General features: G+C 46.1%; 21 protein-coding genes. 4 read left to right on the forward strand and 17 right to left on the reverse strand.

Annotated elements, in window-relative coordinates:
* Nucleotides 1-49 precede the first annotated feature (49 nt).
* The 9 genes from recD to ttcA all read right to left on the reverse strand — a co-directional run bounded on the left by recD (nt 50) and on the right by ttcA (nt 14,292).
* Nucleotides 50-1,891 (reverse strand): exodeoxyribonuclease V subunit alpha, encoded by a 1,842-nt coding sequence (recD, locus tag ACMXYW_RS10480; RefSeq protein ID WP_415904009.1) that lies wholly within the window; start codon nt 1,889-1,891, stop codon nt 50-52.
* A complete protein-coding gene (recB, locus tag ACMXYW_RS10485) occupies nt 1,884-5,405 on the reverse strand; it encodes an exodeoxyribonuclease V subunit beta (RefSeq protein WP_415904010.1) in 3,522 nt (1,173 codons plus the stop codon). Before recB ends, recD begins: the two co-directional genes overlap by 8 nt.
* Nucleotides 5,398-8,673: an exodeoxyribonuclease V subunit gamma gene (gene recC / locus ACMXYW_RS10490; protein ID WP_415904011.1), complete on the reverse strand. Its 3,276-nt coding sequence runs from the start codon at nt 8,671-8,673 to the stop codon at nt 5,398-5,400. Before recC ends, recB begins: the two co-directional genes overlap by 8 nt.
* 196 nt (nt 8,674-8,869) lie before the next feature.
* The gene (locus ACMXYW_RS10495) at nt 8,870-9,079 is read right to left on the reverse strand and encodes a hypothetical protein (protein WP_415897875.1); all 210 of its coding nucleotides are present in this window, start codon (nt 9,077-9,079) and stop codon (nt 8,870-8,872) included.
* Between the two features lie 54 nt (nt 9,080-9,133).
* Nucleotides 9,134-10,138, reverse strand: coding sequence for a diguanylate cyclase (locus tag ACMXYW_RS10500; RefSeq protein ID WP_415904012.1), 1,005 nt, complete (start codon nt 10,136-10,138; stop codon nt 9,134-9,136).
* Between the two features lie 218 nt (nt 10,139-10,356).
* Nucleotides 10,357-11,136, reverse strand: a complete 780-nt coding sequence (locus tag ACMXYW_RS10505; protein ID WP_415904013.1) for a class II glutamine amidotransferase — start codon at nt 11,134-11,136, stop codon at nt 10,357-10,359.
* Between the two features lie 9 nt (nt 11,137-11,145).
* Nucleotides 11,146-12,321 (reverse strand): MFS transporter, encoded by a 1,176-nt coding sequence (locus ACMXYW_RS10510; protein ID WP_415904014.1) that lies wholly within the window; start codon nt 12,319-12,321, stop codon nt 11,146-11,148.
* On the reverse strand, nt 12,318-13,304 hold the full coding sequence (locus tag ACMXYW_RS10515; protein ID WP_415904015.1) for a GlxA family transcriptional regulator: 987 nt from the start codon (nt 13,302-13,304) through the stop codon (nt 12,318-12,320). Before ACMXYW_RS10515 ends, ACMXYW_RS10510 begins: the two co-directional genes overlap by 4 nt.
* A gap of 112 nt (nt 13,305-13,416) precedes the next feature.
* Nucleotides 13,417-14,292, reverse strand: coding sequence for a tRNA 2-thiocytidine(32) synthetase TtcA (gene ttcA / locus ACMXYW_RS10520; RefSeq protein WP_415905886.1), 876 nt, complete (start codon nt 14,290-14,292; stop codon nt 13,417-13,419).
* Between the two features lie 226 nt (nt 14,293-14,518).
* Here ttcA and ACMXYW_RS10525 point away from each other — a divergent pair, with 226 nt between their 5' ends.
* On the forward strand, nt 14,519-14,989 hold the full coding sequence (locus tag ACMXYW_RS10525; protein WP_415904016.1) for a DUF302 domain-containing protein: 471 nt from the start codon (nt 14,519-14,521) through the stop codon (nt 14,987-14,989).
* A 13-nt stretch (nt 14,990-15,002) separates the two neighbouring features.
* Here the strand turns inward: ACMXYW_RS10525 and ACMXYW_RS10530 are convergent, their stop codons facing one another.
* From ACMXYW_RS10530 to recQ, 3 genes are read right to left on the reverse strand one after another with little or no spacing between them, the layout of a single operon-like run.
* Nucleotides 15,003-15,803, reverse strand: a complete 801-nt coding sequence (locus tag ACMXYW_RS10530) for a hypothetical protein (protein WP_415904017.1) — start codon at nt 15,801-15,803, stop codon at nt 15,003-15,005.
* Between the two features lie 23 nt (nt 15,804-15,826).
* Nucleotides 15,827-16,246 (reverse strand): YqaA family protein, encoded by a 420-nt coding sequence (locus ACMXYW_RS10535; protein ID WP_415904018.1) that lies wholly within the window; start codon nt 16,244-16,246, stop codon nt 15,827-15,829.
* A complete protein-coding gene (gene recQ / locus ACMXYW_RS10540) occupies nt 16,243-18,369 on the reverse strand; it encodes a DNA helicase RecQ (protein ID WP_415904019.1) in 2,127 nt (708 codons plus the stop codon). The genes ACMXYW_RS10535 and recQ overlap by 4 nt, the downstream gene beginning before the upstream one ends.
* Before the next feature lie 127 nt (nt 18,370-18,496).
* Here recQ and ACMXYW_RS10545 point away from each other — a divergent pair, with 127 nt between their 5' ends.
* Complete coding sequence (locus tag ACMXYW_RS10545; protein ID WP_415904020.1) at nt 18,497-19,081, forward strand: YecA family protein; 585 nt, start codon at nt 18,497-18,499, stop codon at nt 19,079-19,081.
* An 80-nt stretch (nt 19,082-19,161) separates the two neighbouring features.
* Here the strand turns inward: ACMXYW_RS10545 and ACMXYW_RS10550 are convergent, their stop codons facing one another.
* Together ACMXYW_RS10550 and ACMXYW_RS10555 are read right to left on the reverse strand one after the other, a co-directional pair.
* A complete protein-coding gene (locus ACMXYW_RS10550; protein ID WP_415904021.1) occupies nt 19,162-19,680 on the reverse strand; it encodes an RNA methyltransferase in 519 nt (172 codons plus the stop codon).
* Nucleotides 19,681-19,804: 124 nt separating this feature from the next.
* Nucleotides 19,805-20,911 carry an adenosylhomocysteinase gene (locus ACMXYW_RS10555; RefSeq protein WP_415904022.1) on the reverse strand — a complete coding sequence of 369 codons (1,107 nt, stop codon included), beginning with the start codon at nt 20,909-20,911 and terminating at the stop codon, nt 19,805-19,807.
* Nucleotides 20,912-21,112: 201 nt separating this feature from the next.
* On the opposite strand from ACMXYW_RS10555, the gene ACMXYW_RS10560 reads away from it, so the two are divergent.
* Both ACMXYW_RS10560 and ACMXYW_RS10565 read left to right on the forward strand, forming a co-directional pair.
* The gene (locus ACMXYW_RS10560) at nt 21,113-22,744 is read left to right on the forward strand and encodes a diguanylate cyclase domain-containing protein (protein ID WP_415904023.1); all 1,632 of its coding nucleotides are present in this window, start codon (nt 21,113-21,115) and stop codon (nt 22,742-22,744) included.
* Between the two features lie 334 nt (nt 22,745-23,078).
* On the forward strand, nt 23,079-23,471 hold the full coding sequence (locus ACMXYW_RS10565; protein ID WP_415904024.1) for a hypothetical protein: 393 nt from the start codon (nt 23,079-23,081) through the stop codon (nt 23,469-23,471).
* Between the two features lie 124 nt (nt 23,472-23,595).
* Here the strand turns inward: ACMXYW_RS10565 and ACMXYW_RS10570 are convergent, their stop codons facing one another.
* The 3 genes from ACMXYW_RS10570 to ACMXYW_RS10580 form a co-directional block, all read right to left on the reverse strand.
* Nucleotides 23,596-23,826 (reverse strand): endonuclease domain-containing protein, encoded by a 231-nt coding sequence (locus ACMXYW_RS10570; protein WP_415904025.1) that lies wholly within the window; start codon nt 23,824-23,826, stop codon nt 23,596-23,598.
* Between the two features lie 137 nt (nt 23,827-23,963).
* On the reverse strand, nt 23,964-24,332 hold the full coding sequence (locus ACMXYW_RS10575) for a hypothetical protein (RefSeq protein ID WP_415904026.1): 369 nt from the start codon (nt 24,330-24,332) through the stop codon (nt 23,964-23,966).
* Nucleotides 24,333-24,411: 79 nt separating this feature from the next.
* The gene (locus ACMXYW_RS10580; RefSeq protein WP_415904027.1) at nt 24,412-24,660 is read right to left on the reverse strand and encodes a hypothetical protein; all 249 of its coding nucleotides are present in this window, start codon (nt 24,658-24,660) and stop codon (nt 24,412-24,414) included.
* Nucleotides 24,661-24,819 lie beyond the last annotated feature (159 nt).

Genomic DNA, 24,819 nt, shown 5'->3' on the forward strand with positions numbered 1-24,819 from the left:
ATATAGATAAGAGCCTGACTTGGGTACAACACCTGATCAGGCTTTATTTTTATCTACCGCCCCATAACCTCACAGCTAAACCACCCGATCTTTCCGTTTTCCGCTCTGTAGAAGCAAATAAGGCCGCTTTAGTCGCATATAGGTGCAAGGTTTTACGTGCTCGGGTAATCCCCGTATACAAAAGCTCTCGCGTCAGCAAAGGACTGTCGTCCGGCGGTAAAATAAACGCGACCGTATCAAACTCAGAACCTTGGCTTTTATGTACAGTCATCGCAAACACAGTCTGATGCTCAGGCAAGCGACTTGGCAGCACACTACGTAGCTCGCCATCCAATTCAAACCACACTTTGAGCTTTCCGCTATCATCGGCAAGCACAATCCCGATATCACCATTAAACAATTTCAGTGCAGGATCGTTGCGGGTGATCATAATCGGTCGTCCAGCAAACCAAGTATCAGAGCCTTTGATATAGCCCCTGCTGCGCAGTTCTTTTTGAATACGTTCATTCAGACCGGCAACGCCATAGACTCCTTCACGCCGCGCGCACAGCAGCTGAAATTCACCTAATCGATCCAATAAGTATTTGGGTGAAGCCTCAGGATTAACATGACTAAACAGTTCACTGTAGAAAGCAACAACCAGATTAATCATCTCTTCGTAACTGTCACGAGACAGGTAATGATTATTAAGATCTTCAAACCCCTTAGCCATCACCCTCTTAACATGCTCAACGCTTCCAGAGTTAACGGCTTTCGCCATATAACCGATGCCACTTTTATCATCAAAGCGATAGCTTTTACGTAGAAGCGCCAAACAATCTGAAAAAGCTTGAACTGAGCCGGACGATTGGGCCTGAGGAAATGCACCTAACTGGGTTAATACCCGTTGTTGATTAGCACTGTAATCTAATTCTCCCGGCCAACTACAGATATCGCCTAGAACATTTCCGGCTTCTACCGACGCTAGCTGGTCCCTATCCCCAAGCAATATTAGTCGTGCGTGATCAGGCAAGGCATCCAATAGACGCGCCATCATAGGTAGATCAACCATCGATGCCTCATCCAACACCAACAGATCTAAGTGCAACGGGTTATCCCCATGGTGACGAAAACCTATCTGATTCGGAATCACACCCAATAAACGATGAAGTGTACTGGCTTCCGTAGGCACCAGATCAGCAAGTTCAGAAGGTAATGCTAATTTCTGTTTTGCCGAGTTAATCGATTCGGCTAGACGCGCTGCGGCCTTACCCGTAGGGGCAGCCAAGCGGATATTGATATCTAAGCCCTTAGCCTGCATTTGCTGGATATACAGAACCAACAGTTTAATAACCGTTGTAGTTTTACCTGTACCCGGACCACCGCTAATTACCGAGAAGCGTTTTTGAATCGCGACCGCTGCAGCCACCTTCTGCCAATCGATCTCTTCGCTTTGTTTCGGGAAAAGTTGCGCAAGATGATCGCCCAACAAAGATAGATCCACATCAACAGGTACAGTACGTTTGCTTAACTGTTTAGCGACTTGGATCTCATATTGCCAATATCGATGAAGATAGAAACGCCCCTGATCTAAAACCAGTAGCGCACTTGCTAGCGACCCATTAGCCCCCAGCATCAACAGACGAGCATCAGGTTTTAGTGCCTTCCAATCGACAGATTCGACAAGAGTCGCTATCTCATCAGACCAATAGCCTTTTGGTGAGATCAACCTCTCTAAAGGCAGACACACGTTACCCGAGGCCAACTCAAAGCTAACCAAAGCAGCAAGTAGCGGTAATGCTGAATCATCAGGCTTTTGTTCAGCAACGAACGCTGCAAGTTGATAATCGACAGAACGAATGATCCCTTCTTGCGACCACTGCTTCAGCTGGGGTAGGTATGCATTAGACATCAACAACCTCCCCGGCAAACATTAGATCCAACTTCTCAATCAATTCGATATCCGGTTTATCATGGAACACCCCATTGGAGCTTTCACCGTCCATCCCACGGAGGAACAAGTAATAAACACCCCCAAAATGCCGTTCATAATCGTAATCAGGTATACGTTGCTCCAGTAATCGATGCACCGCGAGGGTGTAGAGCAGATATTGCAGATCGTAGCGATGATCAATCATCGATTCTTGTATCGCCTCTTGGGTGTAACAGGAAGCCTCATAACCTAGGTGGTTAGATTTGTAATCCAAGACATAGTACTGCTCGCCATCTCGGAAGAGCAGATCAATAAAACCTTTTAACAGCCCTCTTAAAGGCTCAAAAGCAAGCGGTTTAGCCTTAGCCGCTAGAGGATCGTAACGACGAATCAAGGACTCTAAACGCCCTACCGTGATGTGTTCTGCACTCAGCATAAACTCCATCTCCACCAGCCGGTCTTCATCGTTGATCTGGTTTAAGCGCAGTCCTTGTCCATTAAGATCCGTTGCCAGAACATCTTCTATCAGCTTTTCGATCACAAGCTGCCAACGCTCTTCGTAACCTGCTACCTGTAGCTGATCTTGAAGTTGATTGCGGTACTCATCCGATTCCTGCATGACCTGCTGATAACGCGCGAAGCTGATCTCTTCAAAGACGCTATGCAAGAAGGTGCCGGCATTCGCACCTCTTGGGAAGGTAAAGATATTATCTTCATCAGGTATAACTTCTTCGACCTGTTCCTGCCCTTCTGCAGCTACTTCCAGATCCAACCCTGGAAGTTCAGGTATATGACTAGCCTGATGTTTACTCAGTGCAGAATAACTACTGACACGCCAATCGCGATCAATTTTACGCTCAAAATTTCGTGCTTCTAGCTGAGCAGTTTGCTCTTTCTCAACGGCAAATAGATCTTTCTGAGAGCCATAATTTGGCGGCGCTAAGACTTGGATAGCAGTATGCTGCTCGAGTGTCTGAAGGGCTTCATCTAGCTCGATCCCTGATTGCAGGAGAAGATAACCCAAAGCGCTATCAATTAAGCGGGACTTTTTACTATTACCGATCTTGATATGACTGATACCGATATAGCAGCTATAAACCGCGCGGGTTAGAGCCACATATAGTAGACGTAGCTCCTCAGCCAATCGTTCTTTATCCGCTTCTTCCAACGCTTCCGGTTCAGCTTTAAGATCTAAAACGGCTTCGCCTGATTCATCATGATAAAAAGCACTTTTCTGCTCTTTAAAACGGCAAGCAAAAGGCAAGAAGACGACTGGATATTCCAAACCCTTAGATTTATGCACGGTCACAATAGTTACCAGATTTCGCTCGCTTTCTAAGCGTAAAATCTGCTCGTCACCACCACCTGAAGGCTGTGAAATCTGCTCGTTAAACCAACGGATCAATCCAGCGATACCTTCTCTTTCAGCGCTAGCTTGTTGCAGAAGTTCTGCCAGATGCAGCATGTTTGTTAAGCGACGCTCACCGGATACCTGCTCAAGCGTCATCGCAGCTAGATTACGCTGATGAATCAGTCGGCTTAACATAGGCAGCACACCTAAGCGCAGCCATATTTCACGATAATCACTAAACTCAGTGATCACCTTCTCCCAACCTAATTCATCATGATTCAGTCGATCAAGATCATGCATATCGAGCTGCATAAACTCTGTTGCCAATGCAGCTTTCAGTGCTCGATCATTCAGCGGATTTTCAATTGCCGTTAACAGCAAAGAGAGTTCGATAGCTTCTTGAGATTTAAAAACAGAATCTTTGTTACTCAAGTAAACACAAGGGTGCTCATAGACAGCTAAAGCCCTGCGAATCTCTTCTGCTTCAAAGCGGTCTCGAACCAGCACGGCGATATCAGAGCCTTGTAATTTCCGATCACCGATCAGCGTATCACCAGACAATAAGCGGTCTATTTCAGAAGCCGTAGCTTGAGCATAAGTCGCTAAGTATTGCGCATTATTTAGCGGCTCATCACTTTCTTGATGCCATAAGGTTAAAGCGGGAGGCTCAACGTTTTGAATCTTTAAGCGTTTACCACCTTTATCCGCTGCTTTAACGGGGATAAATGGAATATCGTCATCGTAGATAAAAGCAGAATCAGCCGATTGGAAAAGATGATTTACCCCTTCAACCATCGGCGTGGTCGACCGCCAGTTTGTTTCTAAGGTAAAGGTCTGCGGTACTTGGCGACGGGCCTGAATATAAGTAAAGATGTCGGCGCCACGGAAGGCATAGATCGCCTGTTTCGGGTCACCAATCATGATCAAGGCATGTCGATTTACATCTTTGTACAGCGTTGAAAAGATGCCGTACTGCAGTGGGTCTGTATCTTGGAACTCATCAATCATTGCGACCGGAAACTGTTCACAAATAGCACCGGCCAAGCTTTCACCACTGTTGCTGTACAAGGCTTGATGAAGGTCGATCAGCAAGTCATCAAAGGTCTGCACCTGATACTGTTTTTTAGCTCGGGCTAAACGCTGTCGAACCTCTTTCAATGCACGACTTAGCAGTATCTCTTTAACCGGAACCGCTCCCTCTAACAAGGTTTCTAACTGCTCAAACAAATGATGCTGAGGGTATTCTGCACCTTCTGGCGTTTTCTCCCGCAATACCGATGAGGTGAATTTCTGAAGTGTTGTAACTAGCTTTTTATTCGGCTCCAGTTGTTCTGATGCCGCATAATCATCGATCTGGGCAATCCATTTCGGTAGATTTGCTTTAGTATAACTGCGCTTGTTTACCCCTGAGCTTTGAACCAGCGCAACCAGATCATCTTCATTCTGTAGCCATGCTTGCTTGAACTCATTCAGCGCTTCTAACCTTGCCTCATAAGCCCCAGCCAGATCTTGATCAGACAAGTCTGGCGTTACCCGAACACTGCGGCTCAATAAACCGCGTATTTCCATCATCAGTGATTCAGGGCTAGACCAATACTGCATCACCAAACTACTAAGCGGTCCTGATAATGGATAGATGGTATTGCGCCAGAAATCGATCGCAGCACTTCGAATCAGGCTCTGATCGTCTTGGGTCAGTTCACTCTCAAATAACGAACCGCTTTCAAACGCATGCTGTTTTAGCATCCGCTGACAGAAACCATGGATGGTAAAAATCGCCGCTTCATCCATCTGCCGAATTGCTTGTTCTAGCAGTTTGATCGCCTGTTCATGATCCGCTGTATTTTGCTTTAGCTGATCTAAAAACGGATCACTGACATCTGGTAACAGAAAAGCATTTCGCGCATCGACAATTCGACTGCGGATACGATCTCGCAGCTCTTCAGTCGCGGCCTCAGTAAAGGTCACAACCAAAATCTGATCAGGCCCTAGCGGCTTATCACTGATATCCCCTTGCCCTAACAACAAACGCAAATAGAGAGCGGTAATCGTATAAGTCTTACCTGTACCAGCACTGGCTTCTATGAGCTGCTGCCCTTTCAGAGGAAAAGTAAACGGCTCTAGCGGAAGTACACTAGTCATCTTTCCCCTCCTCTACATAGGCTAGCAGCGGCTCGTACACTGCTTCTGCCAAAGGAATAAATTGCTCGGTGTATTGATTAAATTCGGGAAATGCCCGACGCGCATAAGGGTCGTCTAGAATTCCGATGCTAAAACTGTCGCCGTAGAAACGTTTCTCTAAGCTCTGCAAAGCCTTATCAGGATCTTTAGCCCGTTGCGCAAAATAATCATGAGCCAATGAAGCATCAAACGCTTGTGGCATCGTCATCCCCTGCTGATAAAAAGCCACCAGCTCAGTTAACAAGCGACGCGCTTCTGTAGATTCAACTTGGCGGTAGAACGCCTTACCAGACAAACCGCGATAGATCGTGTTTTTGCGCGCGCCCAGTGCACACAGAACAAGATGCTCAACCCAAGTAGATAAGCGATCCCTCGCATTAACTTGCGCCGGTCTATACCGTAACAGATGATCCGGGTAGCAATGGTCTATCCAGCCTTGCAAACGTACACCATCCAGATCCAAATTAACTTCAAATCGCTCAGGGGTACCTTCACATAACGGCCTTATTTTCTCGGCAAGCTCTTCGCAGTCATGACGTATTTTCTGCAGTGTTAACTCGCCCGCCTGAGCGACCGGTAGAATCCCCTCAGCTAATACAGTTTGATCCAGTTGATCTAACGATTGCCCTGCCAACACCGTATCCAGATAACGCTGCTTGATCAGATAAGATTCCAAGTTATCCAGCGCGAACGGCTCTTCGTCCTGCGCTTCGATCTCGCTCTGACTGAAATACACTTTCAACCGCTGATTAAAGAAGCTACGGCACGGGCTCTTCAAAAAGCGAATAAGATCAGAGAGTTCTAATTCGGCTAGCGTTTCGTTTTCCAACGGCTGATTGATAAATTTCAGCAGAGGCTTAGTATCAGCCCCAGCAGCGGGTAACCATTGAGCGGCATAACTAAACAACTGCGAGTGCTCAGCAAAGTACTGCGGGCTAAAAGCAACTAACGGGTGCTGTTGGATCAACGACTGCCGCAGTTTTTGCCCACTATCGGTATACGGCAGGCTGGAATCGGCAGCATAGGTATAACCTTGTTCAATATAATCGAGTAGTTCACTGACCAAGACCGAAGGTATTTTAGGGTTGTTATCGCGAATAGAGCGTCCGACAAAACTGATATAAAGCTGCTCTTGAGCCGAAAGCATCGCCTCCAAGAATAGATAACGGTCATCGTCTCTACGGGAACGATCGCCTCTGCGCGGATAGTCGGTCATCAAATCAAAACCAACTGGAGGGATACTCCGCGGGTACGCGCCATCATTCATGCCAAGCAGACAAACCACCTTAAACGGGATCGAACGCATCGGCATTAAGGTACAGAAGTTAACCGCACCAATCATAAAGCGTTGGGATGAGCGCTGCTGGTTCATCCCATTCAACAGATAATCGGTGATCACCAAAGAGGATAACGGCTGATTAAATTCAGCATCTGATAGCTGTTCTTGCAGATTTTGTAGCGTCCGGCGAATTGAGTTCAAAGCGATCTCATCTTGCTCATCGGCAAGATAAAACGCTTCCAACAATTGGTTAATGACCGCAACCCATTCATCTAAACAGAGCGACTGGCTGAAGTAGGTTTTCGCTTTTTCCAACAGATCAATAAAATCAGCGAGCTTGCCGAGTAGCTCAGCTTCGAGCCCCTCCACTTCTGTGTATGGCGCTATCTCTTGCCAATACGACGTTTGTTCACCTAATGCGTAACCCGCAAGCATACGGCGCAAACCAAAGCGCCAGCTATTTTGCTCAAATAGCGGTAGTTCCCAGACACTGCGTTGTTCAGCATCCAGACCCCAGCGTATATTAACTTGATCAACCCAGTAACGAAGACGTAGGAAGCTATCATCATCCAAACCAAATCGACGCAAGATCGCAGGTACTTCGAGTAACTCTAAAACATCAGATACGGTAAAGCGGCTGCTATTTAGCTTCAGTACTTTTTCAAAGCTAAGTAATAGAGGATTCTCCTGACGATTACTGCGATCCGATATAGAAAATGGAATATAACGCTCAGAAGGTGCATTGGAGAATACCGCCTCGATATAAGGCGCGTAAGCCGCTACATCCGGCATCATCACAATAATATCGCGAGGTTTGAGTTCTGGATCTTCCTCAAATTTAGCTAACAGCTGATCATGTAAAACCTCGATTTCGCGCAGCGGGCTATGGCAGCTATGCAACACTATCGAGCGGTCTTGCTCATCAACGCTATGTTTTGTTTCGCTATGACTTGGATCTTCAGGGAATGAGGTCGGATTATCTAAATCCAAAATGTCCTGCTGGATGCTGTTCAACAAGCAGTGCCTTTCCGGTTCAGCAAAAGCATCGATCTCTTCAACGGCGTTATCTTGCAGCTGATAGATATAATCACGCCCCAGTTTGCCCATAGACGCCAAAAGCGGGTTACCTTGGGCATACTCACTCATCTCTAGCTCGGGCTTGCCAAACCAGCGACGGTTAACTCGCGCGATCTGAGCCGCATCTAGAATGTCACCCCAATAGTAGCGACAAGGGTTCATAATCATCAGGTGCACATCAACTTGCTCACCTAAGGCTTGTAGCGCCTGGATATAATTTTGCGGAAGCGCTGAAATACCAAAGACAAACAGGCGTGGCGGTAACTGTTTCAGGTTAGCGCGTTGACGAAGCAGCTTTACAAAATCGCCAAACATATTGGCCCTATGCCAATGAGACTGCTCTAAGGACAGGGTGTAATCCGTCAATGCTCGCCACAGGACTGGCTGCCAGCTGTGACGGGCAGCAGCCAGATTTCCGCCTTGTTCCCAATCAGCAATCCAATCGGGGCGATAAACCAAATATTGGTCGAAAATATCAGCAATTTTGTTGCACAACTGATAGAGGCGGTAATCCTCTTCATCGTCTGCCAAATAGGTTTGCAGCGGGTGGAATTCAGGTTGTGTCAGCAGATCGGGTAATACCAACATCAACTTCCAAGCCATGGCTTCCTTAGTAAAGGCAGAGCGCTCGGGAACATCATCTAAAACGTTGGAAAAGCTCTTCCACAAAAACGATGCAGGTAGAGGAAAATCGATGGATGCAGCGATCCCTGACGCCTGTGCTAACTCAAGTTTAAGCCACTGCGCCATACCTGGGCTTTGCACCAGAATTTGCTCAGAGATAAAGGGGTCCGCGATTGGGTCGCGTCGAATTAATTCAACTAAGAGATCCTTAAGGACCAATATAGAGTTGGAGTGATAAACCTGAAACATCCGTGCCCTGATGCAGTAAAAATTGCTCACCAACGAGGGTTGGTAATTAGAGCTATCTACTTTACTGAACTGGACTTTTAATGTCAGTTACTAATTATTGTGGAATGCTGAGATTAACTTGAATAAATAGGGTAACGGAAGAGCCATCAGCCTCTGCTTTTAGAACAGCCCTCCGCGACTGTTTGGAGAAAAGCTCTCAGCCGCTGCTTTGAGGGTTATCTTCTTCAGCTGGTGCGGGCAAACTTGCAAAGCCTTCTTCCTCGGACCAATAGTCTCGGCCCTGCTCTACTCGAACAACCCCTTTAAAGCGTTGTTTCAAATAGTCGACCGCTTCTGGCAAGGTGTCCAAATCACACAAAATTACGCCACCACGATCATTATCTGTAGAAAAAAGAAAACTCTTCATACTGCCTCCAAGTTACGGAGGCAGATGATTACATAGAGAAGCGGTTGTGAAAAGCTAAACTGTGACAATACAGTTTTTACCCTGCTCTTTTGCTTTATAAAGCGCATTATCTGCACGCTGCATCAAGCTCTGTACACTATCACCCACGGTATAAGCGGTAACGCCCGTACTAACGCTACAACGAATGGTTTCACCATCCGGTAAGATAAACTGATAGTTCTGTAAACTCTCACGTACCCTTTCAGCCACCGTTTCAGCGCCATCAACATCGGTCGAAGGCAGTAAGATCGCAAACTCTTCACCACCATAGCGATAACCACTGTCTAAGGTTCGTAGGGAAGAGCGAACCAAAGCACCGAAGGTTTCGAGCACTTTATCGCCCATCAAATGGCCATGAGAGTCGTTGAGTTTTTTGAAATCATCCAGATCGAAAAAGCATAAAGTAAAACCATGATGGTAACGGCGGGCAGTTTCCAACGCGTTTTCCATCTGGTCATAGAAATGACGAGAATTATGAAGACCGGTTAAGCTGTCTGTGATACTCAGCTCTTTGTATATCCGCTCTCGCTCAAGCAGCTCAAACTCAGCTTTTTTACGTCCACTGATATTCTGGAAGGTTTCAATCGCACCTATTAAATCGCCATTGGAATCAACAATGCTGGAAGCTGTAAATTGCAGCCATTCACCATCGACACCACAGTCAGGGAAGAAATCTTCGGCTTCATAAGCACCCTCGATCAACTCTGAACGCTGACACTTATTCATATAGTAGTGTTTAACGTCTTCGTCTTTGCCGCCTTCAAGTATCAAATCAGCAAGGCAAGGGCGCGCAGAGGAGTAAAAAGGCCTCCACTGATCTTTAGTACCGACCATCTCTTCTCTACTAAGACCACTAATGGCTTCAAGAGCTGAGTTCCAATAAATAATCCTGTGATCTTTATCAAGTACAAAAGTTGGCAAGACAATGCGATCAAACACTTGAATAAGCATGGATTGATCTGTCATATCAACGATTGCCATGGGAGGGATACCTACTTGAGGAACTACGTTATCCTTCATAAATCTTACTGCGCCTAACCATCTTACTAATACAAACAGCCAAAGGTATGACCAATATTTTAATTGGTAATACCACTACTCTATATCCTTAAGTAACTTAAATATAGTCAACTATTCGATTTTATGAAGGAATATTAAAAAACAAATTAAAACAAGAAGCTGAATCAAAAATGGAAGCGATTGTTGGCAAAAGTTTGCTATTTTCATCTGGGAATGAGTTACTCTACTCTTTCCCAAAAACTTACGGGCTCGCACTGCTCAAATAGCTGTCCTTGCTTGAAACATAAGGTATTCCCTGGATTGATAGGAATAGCTTCGTCGCCCAATAGAGACTGGGAAGCGACAATAACACCGGTAACAAGATCATCTGAAGAAAGCTCTAGATCTACCCCCAAATTCAAACAAAGTTCTCTAAATGAAAAGCTCTGGTAAGCCAAAGGTTCAAGGTCAGTTTCGTTACCAGAATAGGCAAAAAGCAACTCGCCGTCCCAATGAATAAAATGGTGACCGCTTAATCGATTTAAGCGCCCGGCATAATCAGCGATTAAAGCTAATTTCATCTCAGCATCCGGTCGCCCTTCGCTCCATAGCTTACGCATCCGCTCCTGCAACAAGCTAAACGCTCGCTCTTGAGGGCTACAGCTTAGTGGCCACTGATCTCCCACAGGAAAGCGATCACCATCTTCGATGCCGGGTAACTCCCCTACTTGGGAAAACAAACAGGGTAAACCACGTTGCGCTCGTGAATAAGGTTGTATCTCCACGGCCTCAAGGGGTAGCTCAGGATAAAACGCTGCAGACCATACCTCAGTTTCTTCGGGATTTTCAGCAAGGTACTCTGCAAGCCCCAACGCCCTGTTATTATCCATAGCAGTGAATCGCTGCAAGTTAGATTCACATACAGTAGTGATGCCTAAAGCCTGTATTTCAGGGAGATTGGTCAATCTCACTTTAACTGGCGATGAGGTCACGATAGATAAAAATTGTGGCGACTTCATATTCCTTCCTTAGGTAGCAGCCACAGGCTCAGAATGAGAGCGGCCTATATAGAAAATAACTGCTACTGCCCAAAGGATCAAAGGTAAAACAATCCAATTCATCGCTTGCCAACCCAATACAGCCTCCATCCAACCGGCAGACATTGCGGAAACTGTCACCATACTAAATACTAAAAACTCATTAGCAGCCTGAGATTTGGCTTTCTCTGCTGGTCTATAAGTGGTGGTAACCAGTTGAGTTGCGCCGATAAACATAAAGTTCCAGCCAATTCCTAAGCACACCAATGCCGTCCAAAAATGCCATTCAGATACACCCATCAAGTTAATGCCAATGCAGGCCAACATAAATACGGCGCCGGCATACATAACAGGATTAAGGCCAAATCGTGCGATCAAACTGCCGGTAAAGAACGACGGTACAAACATCCCTAACACATGCCACTCGATAACATGAGCCGCTTGAGCAAAGGTAAAACCACAACGGGCCATGGCCAAAGGCGTTGCTGTCATCAGTAGGTTCATCACTACATAACCCACCATTGCAACAACAACGGCAACGATAAAGGTGGGTTGCCTAACAATCGTCAGTAACGGACGTGCTTTATCAGTTTCTTCAGCAACCACTTCTTTTGGAATATGAGTAAAAAACAGCAAACAAAGTGCAATAACGTAAAGGCCTAATAATCCAACAAAAGCACCAGCAAACTCGGCCTCTCCCAATAGATCCTGGCTGTAGATTGCCAACTGCGGCCCAATCACCGCAGCTACAACACCACCGGCCATAACTAAGGAGATAGCTTTACTTTTCGACTGATCATCGCAGACTTCGACTGCTGCAAAACGGTACAAAGTACCAAAGCCAATGCCTATCCCTAAAAGGAACGTACCAAACGAGAATAGAAAGAACTGCTCTCCTTGCAGGGCAAGAATGCACAATGCCGCACCCAAAATACCGATCGAATTTCCTAAGTAGAAGCCATTTTTTCGGCCTATACGACGCATGATCAGAGAGGCAGGAATCGTCGCGAGCATCAAACCAATAAACTGAGTCGCCACCGGAAAGGTCGTCATGGAAGGGCTCGCCGCGAGGTTCTGACCGATCAAAGCCACCACCGAGACTAACAGTATGTTTCCGGTGGTTAATAAGGCTTGGCAACCGGAGAGCAAGAAAACATTCAGATTCATGAATTAATACCCTTTGATGCTTGGTCACAAGTTACCGAACCAAAACGATCCCGATACTCACTTGGGTTAATACCTAAACGGCGAATAAACACTCTACGAAGATTGTCAGCGGATACTAGTCCACTCTGTTCAGCTACCCGTTGTAGATTCAATGCGCCGCTTTCTAATAACTGCCGAGCCAAACTTAAGCGACTGTTTTCGATATAAGTGGCTGGCGATTGCGCAAACTCACTTTTGAATAGACGAAACAGATGTCGCTCACTGACACAACAATGCTCTGCCAATATGGCGAGATTAAGCTCTGCATTTAGATGTTGCTCAATATAAGCAACTGCCTTGGCAACAGGCCCTGTGGTTTTTAACTGAGCTTCTAGCTGAGTGCTAAATTGAGCCTGACCACCGGGGCGCTTCATAAACACCACCAGTTCTCGCGCAACCGCCATCGCAATCTCATGACCTAAGTCCTCCTCGACAAGGGCTAAGGCCAGATCAATACCCGAGGTCACGCCTGCGGAGGTATAAAGATCGCCCTGTTTAATCCAGATCGCATCGGAGTTAACCCGCGTATCCGGGAATTCTTCGGCTAACAGGTCACAACACTGCCAGTGAGATACGGCCTCTTTATCCGCCAACAAACCTGCTTCTGCCAAGAGGAAAGCACCACTACAGACCGAGCCAATACGTCGAACAGTTTTAGCCTGCTCCTGTATCCAGTTAATCAGATCTTGATTTTGCCGCTGTAGATCTACTCCTCGCCCACCGGCAAACAATAGCGTATCTATATCCGTAGCATCGAAATAGCACTGATCAGGAACCAAGCGCATCCCAGAATTGGTCACTATAGGCTCTTGAGATAACCCAAGGATTTTAATCTGGTAGAAATCTTGGCCTAATGCCCGATTAGCCGATGCGAACACCTGCAATGGCCCGGTCACATCTAGAATTTGGCAATCAGCATAGCCAAGAACGGCGATAGTTTTCACGTAATACTCCCACGGCTATTAAACCTGTGATAGCAGTATTACGCGAAACCGAAATGTCATCAATGACACATATCCGACAATTTCAGACATGCGTCATGAAACAATGGAAAGATTAGAGAGAAAGAACGTCGATCTTCTGCGGATTAAACGTCTGCACCGCTTCTTCAGTCGGCGCATTATCTGGACGCATTGAAGTGTCACTGTTTGGATCAATGCCATGCGGGAAGCCACGCTGCAAGCCTTTAAAGTCAAACAGTTCAGTATCAGCCAAGTGTGATGGCACAACGTGCTGCAACGAGCGGAACATGGTTTCGATACGACCAGGGAAGTTCTTATCCCAAGTTTGTAGCATCTCTTTGATCACCTGACGTTGTAGGTTCTCCTGAGAACCGCACAAGTTACAAGGGATGATTGGGAAGCCACGTAGTTCAGCAAAAGCAGCGATATCTTTTTCGCGCGCATAAGCTAACGGGCGGATAACCATGTTCTTACCATCATCCGAAACCAATTTTGGCGGCATCGATTTAAGCTTACCGCCATAGAACATGTTAAGGAACAACGTCTCTAGAATATCGTCACGGTGATGACCTAGTGCGATTTTGTTAGCACCGATCTCTTCAGCGAAACCATATAGAGAACCACGGCGTAAACGCGAGCAAAGTGCACAGGTCGTTTTACCTTCAGGCACCACCTCTTTAACTACTGAATAAGTGTCACGCTCCAAGATATGGAAAGGTACGCCGATCGATTCCAAATAAGCAGGCAAAACATGCTCAGGGAAACCCGGCTGTTTCTGATCCAGATTCACCGCCACCAGCTCAAAATTGATTGGGGCACTGCGCTGCAGATTCATCAGGATATCCAGCATCGCGTAAGAATCTTTACCGCCAGAAAGGCAGACCATAACCTTATCGCCATCTTCGATCATATTGAAGTCTTCAATCGCGCGACCCATCTCACGGCGCAGACGCTTCTGCAGCTTGTTCATACGGGTTTTCTGCTTCTTCTGCTCTGCAGCAGCTTCGGCGTCAGTTAGTTGAGGATCTTCAATTGATGAGGTGTTGCTAGTAGTCATGGTCTTCAGCTCTATTTCGGAGCGCAGATTATACACTAGATGATCTTAAGAAGTCCTACACCTTGACGCTTGCTCGGCTAAGATGCGGTGATACACTAAACTGAACTTTCATCGGTAAATGGATTCTTTGGAGCAAGTAATGCTTAAGCTGATCAAAAGACTGGTTTTCTCGGCAACTCTGCTAGCGAGCAGCACCGTTTTTGCTAACCCGATTCTATCTTTTGAGATGGAGGGGGATTTTGATATTAACCACACAGAGATCAGCCAAGCTCTGGAAGAGAGCCGCTTTTATGTCATCTTCGAGCCCAATATCGGCCGCTCTTTGACACACTATAAAGATCGCTGGGGTGCTGATTACAACAAACACGGTTATGAAGAGATTCGCAGCTTAGTCTTCTGTAATCCTTGGTACGCTAACCATGTGATTAACAAAGATCCTGATATGGGCGCGCTCTGCCCTCTTTCTATCACTCTGCAACACAAAAACGATACAACCTATATCAAGTTCCTGCGCCCAAGCCAGATCAATCCAGAAAGCCCTGCTCAGGATCTTCTGATTGAACTTGAAGAGGATATCGTTAAAGCGTTGAAGTCGGTTATCGAGCAATAAACACTGATAACGCTTAAGGCTGAGTCCAGTTGATCTCTTGAGCAGTTTTTTCACCGACTAAAACCTGCTCAAGACTCTCAGGCATCTCTGCTGTGGTAGACGTCCGTGGAATTCGACCACCCATCACCTCCGCATAAGCTTGCGGCAATAAAGGCTCTAATTCAGGATCTGCATAACCATCGGGCCAGATCGGCTGGTTATTGCTGAGATCGTATTTATCGGTCGCCCCTAAGGTGTGCAGCACTTCATGTATAGTCACAAAGTTATTTTGTGCTTGATAGTCGACGCTAGCAAAACCATTCACCACACCAATCATCCCTTTCTGCAAACCTAAGGAATGCTCCAGTACTTGATGAGTCTTAGGTGAATGCAGCTTCAAATAGACTTTTATATCAGGCGTTGAGCCAGTCCAACTATCGTTCTGCCAAGCCCAATAGCGCAGCTTTAAACTCCATGAAACACTATCTAACATACTCGGGTTTTGTGGCGGTTTTGGAGGGTGCTCAGTCAAAGGGGGAGCTAGATAAACTTCGAGTGGTGTTTCAAGAGGAAGATCATAATGACGCGCTTCTCGCGCCATAAAATGCTCGATATCGTCGAAATGGCCTTCTAATAAGGCATCAACATAGAGTTGAGTATCAGCGCCTTGATCGGCATTAATCGGATAGATCACCACCCAAAGTGGCCGATCCCAATCGGTAGAGCGTAGCTGTGATAGCCAAGCATTCATCGCCACCACGATCAACGCCAGGATCAGAATAATTAACCGTAGCCAACCCCATGTACTTCGTTGCGATTTAGCCACTAATCCCACGAACGGCCACTCCCATTAATCCCTTAAATCAAGCCCACAATAATCAAATATCGGATCGCTTTTCCCAAAGTGATCATCAGTACACTAAGCCAAAAATTGGTTTTTAACCAGCCAGCAACCAAACAAAGCGGATCACCGATCAACGGAACCCAAGACATTAACAATGCTACAGGGCCATATTGAGTGAGCCATCGTTGCGCTTGTTGTTGTCTAGGTGATGATAGTGCGCGTAGAGGGTAGTAATGGGCAATTCCCCAACCCATTAAGAAAGTCACAATACCGCCTAAGGCATTGCCCGCGGTCACTGCAGCCCAAAGGCTCCAAGGATCATGAACACCTTGAGAGAGTTGCCAAGCCAGTAGAACTTCGGAACCGCCAGGTAACAACGTAGCCGATATAAAACCGCTGATGAATAAAGCTGAGAGACTCAGATCTTCACTCACGCGGATTCCAGCCCAGCCTTAATACAACGAAGAACCCCAACTTCATAGACACCAGCCAAGGCTTCATGCACAGGTTTTAACGCTTGGCCAAACTCCTGCTGACACTCCAGCATCACCTGCTCGATATGGCTGAATTCTTTCTCAGGAAGATCGACCACATCCTGAACCGCCAATTCTCCTTTTTGGATCGCTTGAGCTAAGTGACCGTAGATCGCATTAACCGATAGATGCTGCTGTCTCGAAACCTGATCAACCGTCATGCCACTGCGATACAGCACAACCGATTCCATTGCCTGAGTCGCGACATTATCGGCTTTGTGCTGATCCTCGAACTCTTCAATCGCCTGAATAAAGTCAGCACCGTAAAGGTCCAGTTTGCGTTCGCCCACACCGTTCAAGCGTTTGAACTGATCTGAGGTTTGCGGGCGATACATCACCATTTCCATCAGCGTTGCATCGTGGAAGATCACATAAGGCGGTACATCCTGCTCATCAGACAAGCGTTTACGCACCGCTTTAAGCTCATTCCATAGCGCATAATCTTCAGCTTCCAGCTGGCTCTGCGGTACTTGGTTTTTACGGTAAGGTGTATGCTGACGCTGGTCTTTACGCAGTTGGATTTTGGTTTCGCCGCGTAAAAGCGGACGGCACTTATCGGTTAAGTGCAAAACACCATGCTGATCGACATTCACACCCAACAATCCACGAGCCACCAGCTGACGGAAAACAGAGCGCCACTGGTTCTTATCCAGTTCTTTGCCTATGCCCCAAGTAGAAAGCTTTTCATGGGCGAAGTTTTTGGTTTTCTCATTCGATTTCCCCATCAGGATATCGACCACATGATTCACACCAAAACTCTGCCCAGAACGGTAAACCGCCGATAAGGCTTTACGTGCCGCTTCAGTGCCATCCCAAACAGGAACAGGCTCTAAACAGGTATCGCAATTGCCACAAGGCTGATGATCTTTCTCACCAAAGTAACTTAAAAGCACCTGACGACGGCAGCTCGTGATCTCACACAATCCAAGCATCGCTTCTAGCTTCTGGCGCTCAACTACCTTCTGCTCTGCTGGCGCTTGCGAGCCTTCCAACATCTGACGCAGGAACATCACATCCTGCAAGCCATAAACCATCCAAGCATCGGCAGGTAATCCATCACGGCCCGCACGACCAGTTTCCTGATAATACGCTTCAATGCTTTTTGGCAGATCCAAGTGAGCCACATAGCGCACGTTCGGCTTATCAATGCCCATACCAAACGCAACGGTCGCTACCATGATGATATTTTCTTCGGTCAAAAAGCGATGCTGATTATGACTGCGAAGGTCTGCCGCAAGTCCCGCATGATAAGGCAACGCATTAAAGCCCTGCTCGCATAACCAAGCAGCAGTATCTTCTACCCGCTTTCGAGAAAGGCAGTAAACAATACCGGAATCTTTCGGGTGTTCATCTTTAAGAAACTTTAACAGCTGCTTTTTAGCGCTGTCTTTTTGCCCGATACGATAACGAATATTCGGGCGGTCAAAACCTTGGATAAACTCAGCAGGATTGGTCAGCGCTAGTCGCTCAACGATCTCTTGCTGAGTGCGCTCATCCGCGGTAGCCGTTAACGCAATACGCGGCACACCGGCGAATAACTGGGCCAATTGGCTTAGCTGCAAATATTCCGGCCTAAAATCATGCCCCCACTGGGATACACAGTGAGCTTCATCAATGGCAAAGAGTGCAATTTGGCAGGACTGAAGCAGAGAGAGCGTGCGCGGCTGAAGTAATCGTTCCGGCGCAATGTAGAGTAGATCAAAGCCACCGGATCTTAACTGATGCTCGGTTTCATTGATCAAAGAGAAATCCATGCTCGAATTCAAGCACCCAGCACGAATACCCCATTGAGATAACGCAGTAACCTGATCCTGCATCAACGCGATCAGCGGCGAGATAACAATAGCCGTGCCCTGCCTCATCAATGCAGGCAGCTGATAACAGAGTGATTTACCACCACCTGTAGGCACAACCACCAAGGCATCTTGGCCATTTACCAGGGTACCTATAACTTCGGCTTGGGGCTCTCGGAACTGATCGTAACCGAAAACCTCTTTGAGGATCTGTAACGCGCTTGAATTCATGGCTGGATTATCCAGAAAGCGTGCGCCTTTGTCACTGACAACCGTATTGAATTGAGCAGTTAAAAAATACTGCTAAATCTGACCAAGCAAGTTAAAATCATCAGCATAACCTTTTAGGAATATATTCATGACTCTCACTTCAGCGAATGCACTTACCGATTCAGAACTGGATCTACTGGACGACTTCCTTTATTCCGATGCTGTTTCAGAAGATTGCCTTGATCTTATCGGCGTTCACGGCTTGTTTAGCGCGCTAAATATCAGCCCTACTCCTCTTGATGAATCCACGTGGATGGAACTGGTTTTTGATCAGACGCCAAACTGGGAATCAGAAGCGCAAGAAGCTGAGATCATAGGCCTACTAAAACGCCTATACAGCACTATCGGCGGCCAGCTATACAGCGACGGCGAAATCGAACTACCGTGCGAACTATCTCTAGACGCTGAAGAAGATGAAGATATCTCGCCTCTAGCATGGTGGTCACAAGCCTTTATGGAAGGTGTGTTCACTCAGGAAGAAGAATGGTTCGGCAGCAAGAAACAGGAAGAAGTAGCTGAGATGCTTCTACCAGTAATGGTTGCATCTGAACTGTTTGAAGAAGATGACATCAACAAGATTCGTGAAGATGAGAAACTATGTGCAGAGATGTGCGCGCAGATTCCAGAACTTCTGATCGATCTGTACCTTTACTTCCACGCACCAGATAAGTAAGTTCGCTTTCTATACGCTTACTACAGCTAGCCTAGTTCACGAACTAGGCTAGTTATCTCGCCTTTCATTACTGCCCGTCGTTACACCTTAAGCTGATTATTGCGATCACGCGATGTACGGATCAACTCATCACCAGACTCTTTCGGGCCTAACTTAGCAATACGATCATAAAGCACAACATTCACTGTTGCGGCTAAGTTCATGCAGCCAACGGTTGGAATGTAGATCACATCTTCACACCAAGCCACAATCTCTTTATCGATCGAGCGATCTTCAGGGCCAAAGATATAGTAAGCATTTTCAGGGTGCTCGTAGTCGATCAATGAAGTCGCACCTTCCACCAGCTCAATCGCAACCGGTCTTGCACCTTTTGGAATCGACGCTTTAAAGCACTCAATATGATCAAGCGGGATACGCTCCAGCATATTGCGGGTATCTGTCTGCAGTCGCTTATTCTGTTCCTGCGCTTTGTTAAAACGATTGCCCGTGTAGGTAACAGATTGCACGTTGTAGCAACCCGCTGCACGCATGATCGCCCCAACATTCTCAGGGCTCTTAGGATCAGTTAAACCTATATGGGCTTGATGACTTTCAGACATATTTATACTGCTTTCTTAATAGTGCGCTAAAAAGCAGGGATTCTATAGTAATTCTGCCAGTGAGAACACGTAAAACAAGGCTCGGAAGCACAACCGAGCACCTGTTTTTCTACTGCTTTTCAGGTTAACCAAAGTGCGCAAGCCAACGCTCAGCCAGATCTCGCCGTTCTGGCGTAGGTAACTGATCCAATCCCGCTGGCAAAGATTGAGAACGGATATGATTAATCGCCTTAATCACCTCACCTTGCACAAGGTAGATATAAGGGCCAACCTCAGCGTTATGAATAAAGTTGATCGCGTTACCCCGATTGGCCAAGTAAAAGTACTGACCTAAGCGCTCATACCGCGCAATATGCTGGGTTTCCTGACTCACCGAGAAGTTGGTATCCGCTCGGCTGAGTTCCAGTTCATCATCGGACGAAGTTACCGAAAAGATAAACGCGCCATTTTTAATGCGGTTAAAATCATGATTATTGAGTGACTGATTACCCGTCGCGCAAAAGATCACATCACTACTCTGCAAGGCATCCTCTTTATTGATCAAATCAAAACCGCGCGATCTCGCCTCGATCGCACGGATCGGATCGATCTCAACCACCTTGGTATTGATATTCTTTTCATACAGCGCCTTAGCAATCGAGCGCCCGATCTTGCCATAACCAAACACCACCGCATTTCCGCCGTTCATAATTTGGTGGCATTCACGCATCAAAGCCTCGGCAGAGTAAACAATCGATTGACCGGTCAGATAATCTTCGGGGCTTTTAAGTGGGCTACGGGCAACCGATAACACCGGTACCGGCAGTTGCTCGTGTTCAAGATAACGTTGTAAGCCATTTTCTGTGACTTCCACCACGCCAAGCAGATTAGCTTTTAATCGATCAGGTAATTGCGGCAGCGCAGAGGCAAAGTAGCCACCAATATCGACTAAAATCATATCCCCTTCTGGGGCATATTCATTCAATATTGCTGATATGACCTCGACTGAACTTATCTGAGAGCGCTTTTTAATCACTACCTGGAACCTTTGTTCTACTTGTTCCAGTGTTGAGCGGCTGATACTTTTAGGCTTCGGTAAGACCATTTTTACACGGCAAAATTGCTCCAGCGCATCCAAAAAAACCGGAGGCGTATCAAGTAGATGGGTAACAACAACCAGTTTTAGTGTGTCATCCTGAGCGGGACAGATATCCTCAAAAAAATGCCGGGCTTTCATAAATAAAGGGGTCATCATTCTCTCCTAGGTATGTTGATCCCCACTGTGTAAATTATCGGAGCGCCAATCTCAAACAATTGTTTAATTTAAACGTATGTTTTATTCTTTTACCCTTACTTAAGAGATTACGAATATTTTCTTCGTAGCCGCCCCTAAAAAGGCTTTTGAACGATATTGCTCGCTCAATAGAAGTTTGATCAAAATGCCAAGGTCAGTATGAACGAACAACAGAACGATCCTTCTAAACTACACCCACAAACAGAGCTATCTATGCTTGATCAACTCAGCGATATGATTGCCATTGTTGATCAAAACAATAAGTTTGTGGCGGTAAACAAAGGCTACGAAAACTTTTTTGGTATTTCTAAAGATGCGTTTATCGGCAAAACCGTTGCCGAAGTTCATGGCGCCGAAAACTACGAACAGCAGATCAAAGGTGTACTCGAGCAAGCCTTTATGGGCACCCAAGCTAAGGCGCGAATCAGCCAGACCTCTATCTGTAAACAGCTGCATACTTTTGAAGGCAAGTTCACCTCCTACTCTGGTTCACTGATCACGGATCTAGGCGCGATGGTGATGTTACACGACATCACCGATCTTATCGAAACCCACAAAGAGCTAGAGCGCGAGCAAGAACTACTGCACACCATTATCAACGCAGTACCGGACTTTATTTTCGCCAAAAGCCCTGAAGGGGTTTATCAGCTGTGCAACAAGAGCTTTGAGGAGTTTCTGGATACACCCGCCGAAGATATCTTAGGCCGCACAGATTATGAACTGATGTCGAAAACCTCAGCCGAATACATCGCCAATAAAGATAAAGAGGTAAGAGAAACCCTAGAAGCACAGCGCTGCGACGAATGGGTTTCCTACAAAGATGGTCGCCGCCGCTTATTGGACATGTACAAGCTGCCGCTGAAAGAGAGCAACTCAACTGAGACTGGCGTCCTAGGCATAGGCCGCAATGTCACCTTTGAGCGCGAAGCCGAGCAGAACCTACTTCTCGCCTCCTTAGTGTTTGATGCCACCCCAGATCCCTGCATCATTCTATCTGACGAAGGCGAGATCATCTCCAGTAACGAAGCGGCACAAAGCCAGTTCCCTCACCTCAAAGATAAAACGCAAAGCCTGCAACTGAGCGAACTGCTATACAGCCCAGAACGTAACGCTATCGATTTGGACAAACTGACCGAGTCCAATGGCAGCTGGTGCGGAGAGATCTGCAGTCACGACCACAGAACCTATTTCGCCACCCTAAATGCGGTTCAAGGCCAATCGGTACAAGCCAATAAATTTGTACTGATCGTACGTGACGAAAAGACTCATAGTGCAATGGCAGACAACCTGCTGACCAAAGCCTATCAAGATCCACTAACCGATCTACCCAACCGCCGCCTCTTCTACTCTCGTCTTGAAAGCGCGATCTCCCGTGCAGAAAGACAACTAAGCCAGCTGGCAGTTATCTATATCGACCTGGATAAGTTCAAACCGGTAAACGACCAATACGGCCACGCCACCGGCGATAAAGTCCTGCGAGAAGTCGCTAAACGTTTAAAACACTGCTTTCGCTCCACCGATACCATTGCACGTATCGGCGGCGATGAATTTGTAGCACTGATTGATATCGAAAAACGCGAACAAGCAATCTTAGTCGCAGAGAAATGCCTAAATAGCCTTGTCGCCCCGTTTGATCTAAAACCGGCACAACATATTATTTCAGCAAGTATTGGGATCAGCATATTCCCAGAGGATGCAGGCAGCGCAGAGATACTGATACAACGAGCAGATAAAGCGATGTATCAGGCAAAGCATTCTGCTGATACATCGGTTTGTTATTTTTCTGAGTGAGGTGGATTAGGGGCTTTCAACGCTAAATACAGGAAGAATACTGCAAAGAACGGCTGTGGTTACTTGTTAAGTATTTCACTTGCCGCTATTTACCAATAATTAAAGGGCTCTGACCCCTTTTAATTGTTTTTTGTGTTTTTCATGATCAATTCTCCAAATTTGAGAACAGCTCTGTTGATGTTCGATGGAGTAATGATCTCGTAAAGGTGGAAGCTCAGCGTGGTAGGTGTTTGAGGTAATTTTTTGCCACTGAAAGAAAAAACTCTTCAAATTTTCCAGCTATTCTCGTTACAATCGGATTTTAAATAAAGCTATTTATGTCAAGGAGTTAGATTTGCTTAAACAGACAAAGGATAAGTCTACATTAATACTAATGATCGAATTTGCACTTGTGGTCGCTATCTCGGGTGTAACTCTGTATCCACTGTTTAACCCTGTCCTAGTTGTGGCTTTGTTTTGCGGACTTTTGCTAACCATGACGGTTCAACACGCAGCTAGATTTGAGTGGCTGGATACTTTGTTAGGTGTTCTAGCCGTCGTCTTAGGTGGTTACGCTGCATCATACTTCACAGATTGCTATTACGTATGTGCTTTTGATGACAAGCAAACAGGTTCATTAATAATTCTTACTTCTTTGGTGATTGTAATGCACATGAACACGTATGCTACATCACGAATAAGATTTATCACTGCAAAGAATACTCCTAACGATTCCTCTTCTTCCTAGCCTTCTCTTTCTTTTCTTCAGGGGTAAGGTGTGTCGGATGGATGGGATTCACTGAGTAGTCTTGGTCTTGATAGTCAGCGAGGTTTTTCAGAAACTCAGGTAGTGAAATGCCTCTCTTATTCACCTATCTGATGTATACATTCCTGATCTTACCTTCAGCGGTGTTGATGTTTCTCGGTAGAACTCCACGACAAAAGCCCGTCTCATGCTCATGGTCAAGACAGGCTTCATCTGTAAGGATTTCGGAATTTGTGATTGGACAGGTGTAGGACTGTTCTTCGATCTTGTGAGTCCTGTAGGGCTTAATCTGGTTTGATTTAAGTTTAAGAGGGTTATTTTGGATAGGGTTTGTCACGGAGATACTCCATTGTTTGGAGTATTTAAGGCGGGGCCTCCTTGGAGTATCTCAGCAGAGAATTAAAGGGCTCTGCCCCCTTTAATTCCCTCTTCACATAACGCCCACAACTTGCAGGAACGGAGTTGATGGCCTTGTTATGCTTTATCTGAACCTTCAGGGTAAATTAGAGGGACTGAGAATTTAATTCTCGACTCTGACCTATTTGTGTAATTTACTCCACCATCGGCACCTATTTTCAATGACATTACAGATATTTTTGCTCCTGCCTCAGCGCTTTGCTCATCCTCTGCAACGACTGCAACATCAAAGTCCAATTTATGAACGACTCTACTGTCGTGGACTAATTTTGAGGACTCCCTACCATATGCTTGCGATGAGTCTGAATTGACTTGAATCTTTCCAGGGTTAACTACTGCACCAGTTCCTTTTAATTCTGCGTTACTCTCAACTATTGCTTCTGTAACCTGAACAATACTCTGCTTAATAAAGTCTTTCAGATCCATCCCAACTATTCCTCAAGTACCTAACACTCCACAAACATACGCGGCTTAGCCACTCCATGCCCCAGTGGATTGTTATGCATTAAATGGCAGCAAAGCCTGCCTCTGTTAGAAAGAAGACATCACTACTTTTACCTTCTTTTTGCTCAATAAAACCCCGTTCTCCTAACCATTGCAGGCCGTCAGCTAAATCGCTATTTCTTAGATCAGTATGAATCCATTTAGCAAGAAGACTTCTCATTTGAAGCATTTCTCCTGGGCGGACTCCAAATTCTTCATAGATTTTTAAAATTAGTTCTCCTGATTCTTCAGGTGTCGGTAACGTTGCCATATTTTTCTCCTTAATTGGCATAACATTTAAGTATACGGGGGTCCGTATATCTACCCTAACCGCATTTATGGAATAACGGATGTTAAAAACTGGAAAAGGAGGAATAAACGTGAATATTCATACATTCTTCCATGACAAACCGCGCACGTACTAAATAAA

The organism is Neptuniibacter sp. QD48_55, assembly GCF_047778115.1.
Classification (GTDB): Bacteria; Pseudomonadota; Gammaproteobacteria; order Pseudomonadales; family Balneatricaceae; genus Neptuniibacter.

Coding starts and splice junctions, on each gene's coding strand:
- recB (WP_415904010.1), bottom strand. CDS start 5,405: ATGACTAGTGTACTTCCGCTAGAGCCGTTTACTTTTCCTCTGAAAGGG.
- ACMXYW_RS10555 (WP_415904022.1), bottom strand. CDS start 20,911: ATGACCCCTTTATTTATGAAAGCCCGGCATTTTTTTGAGGATATCTGT.
- ttcA (WP_415905886.1), bottom strand. CDS start 14,292: ATGAACAAGCTGCAGAAGCGTCTGCGCCGTGAGATGGGTCGCGCGATT.
- ACMXYW_RS10575 (WP_415904026.1), bottom strand. CDS start 24,332: ATGGATCTGAAAGACTTTATTAAGCAGAGTATTGTTCAGGTTACAGAA.
- ACMXYW_RS10510 (WP_415904014.1), bottom strand. CDS start 12,321: ATGAATCTGAATGTTTTCTTGCTCTCCGGTTGCCAAGCCTTATTAACC.
- ACMXYW_RS10525 (WP_415904016.1), top strand. CDS start 14,519: ATGCTTAAGCTGATCAAAAGACTGGTTTTCTCGGCAACTCTGCTAGCG.
- ACMXYW_RS10545 (WP_415904020.1), top strand. CDS start 18,497: ATGACTCTCACTTCAGCGAATGCACTTACCGATTCAGAACTGGATCTA.
- recD (WP_415904009.1), bottom strand. CDS start 1,891: ATGTCTAATGCATACCTACCCCAGCTGAAGCAGTGGTCGCAAGAAGGG.
- ACMXYW_RS10500 (WP_415904012.1), bottom strand. CDS start 10,138: ATGAAGGATAACGTAGTTCCTCAAGTAGGTATCCCTCCCATGGCAATC.
- ACMXYW_RS10495 (WP_415897875.1), bottom strand. CDS start 9,079: ATGAAGAGTTTTCTTTTTTCTACAGATAATGATCGTGGTGGCGTAATT.
- recQ (WP_415904019.1), bottom strand. CDS start 18,369: ATGAATTCAAGCGCGTTACAGATCCTCAAAGAGGTTTTCGGTTACGAT.
- ACMXYW_RS10550 (WP_415904021.1), bottom strand. CDS start 19,680: ATGTCTGAAAGTCATCAAGCCCATATAGGTTTAACTGATCCTAAGAGC.
- ACMXYW_RS10505 (WP_415904013.1), bottom strand. CDS start 11,136: ATGAAGTCGCCACAATTTTTATCTATCGTGACCTCATCGCCAGTTAAA.
- ACMXYW_RS10560 (WP_415904023.1), top strand. CDS start 21,113: ATGAACGAACAACAGAACGATCCTTCTAAACTACACCCACAAACAGAG.
- recC (WP_415904011.1), bottom strand. CDS start 8,673: ATGTTTCAGGTTTATCACTCCAACTCTATATTGGTCCTTAAGGATCTC.
- ACMXYW_RS10580 (WP_415904027.1), bottom strand. CDS start 24,660: ATGGCAACGTTACCGACACCTGAAGAATCAGGAGAACTAATTTTAAAA.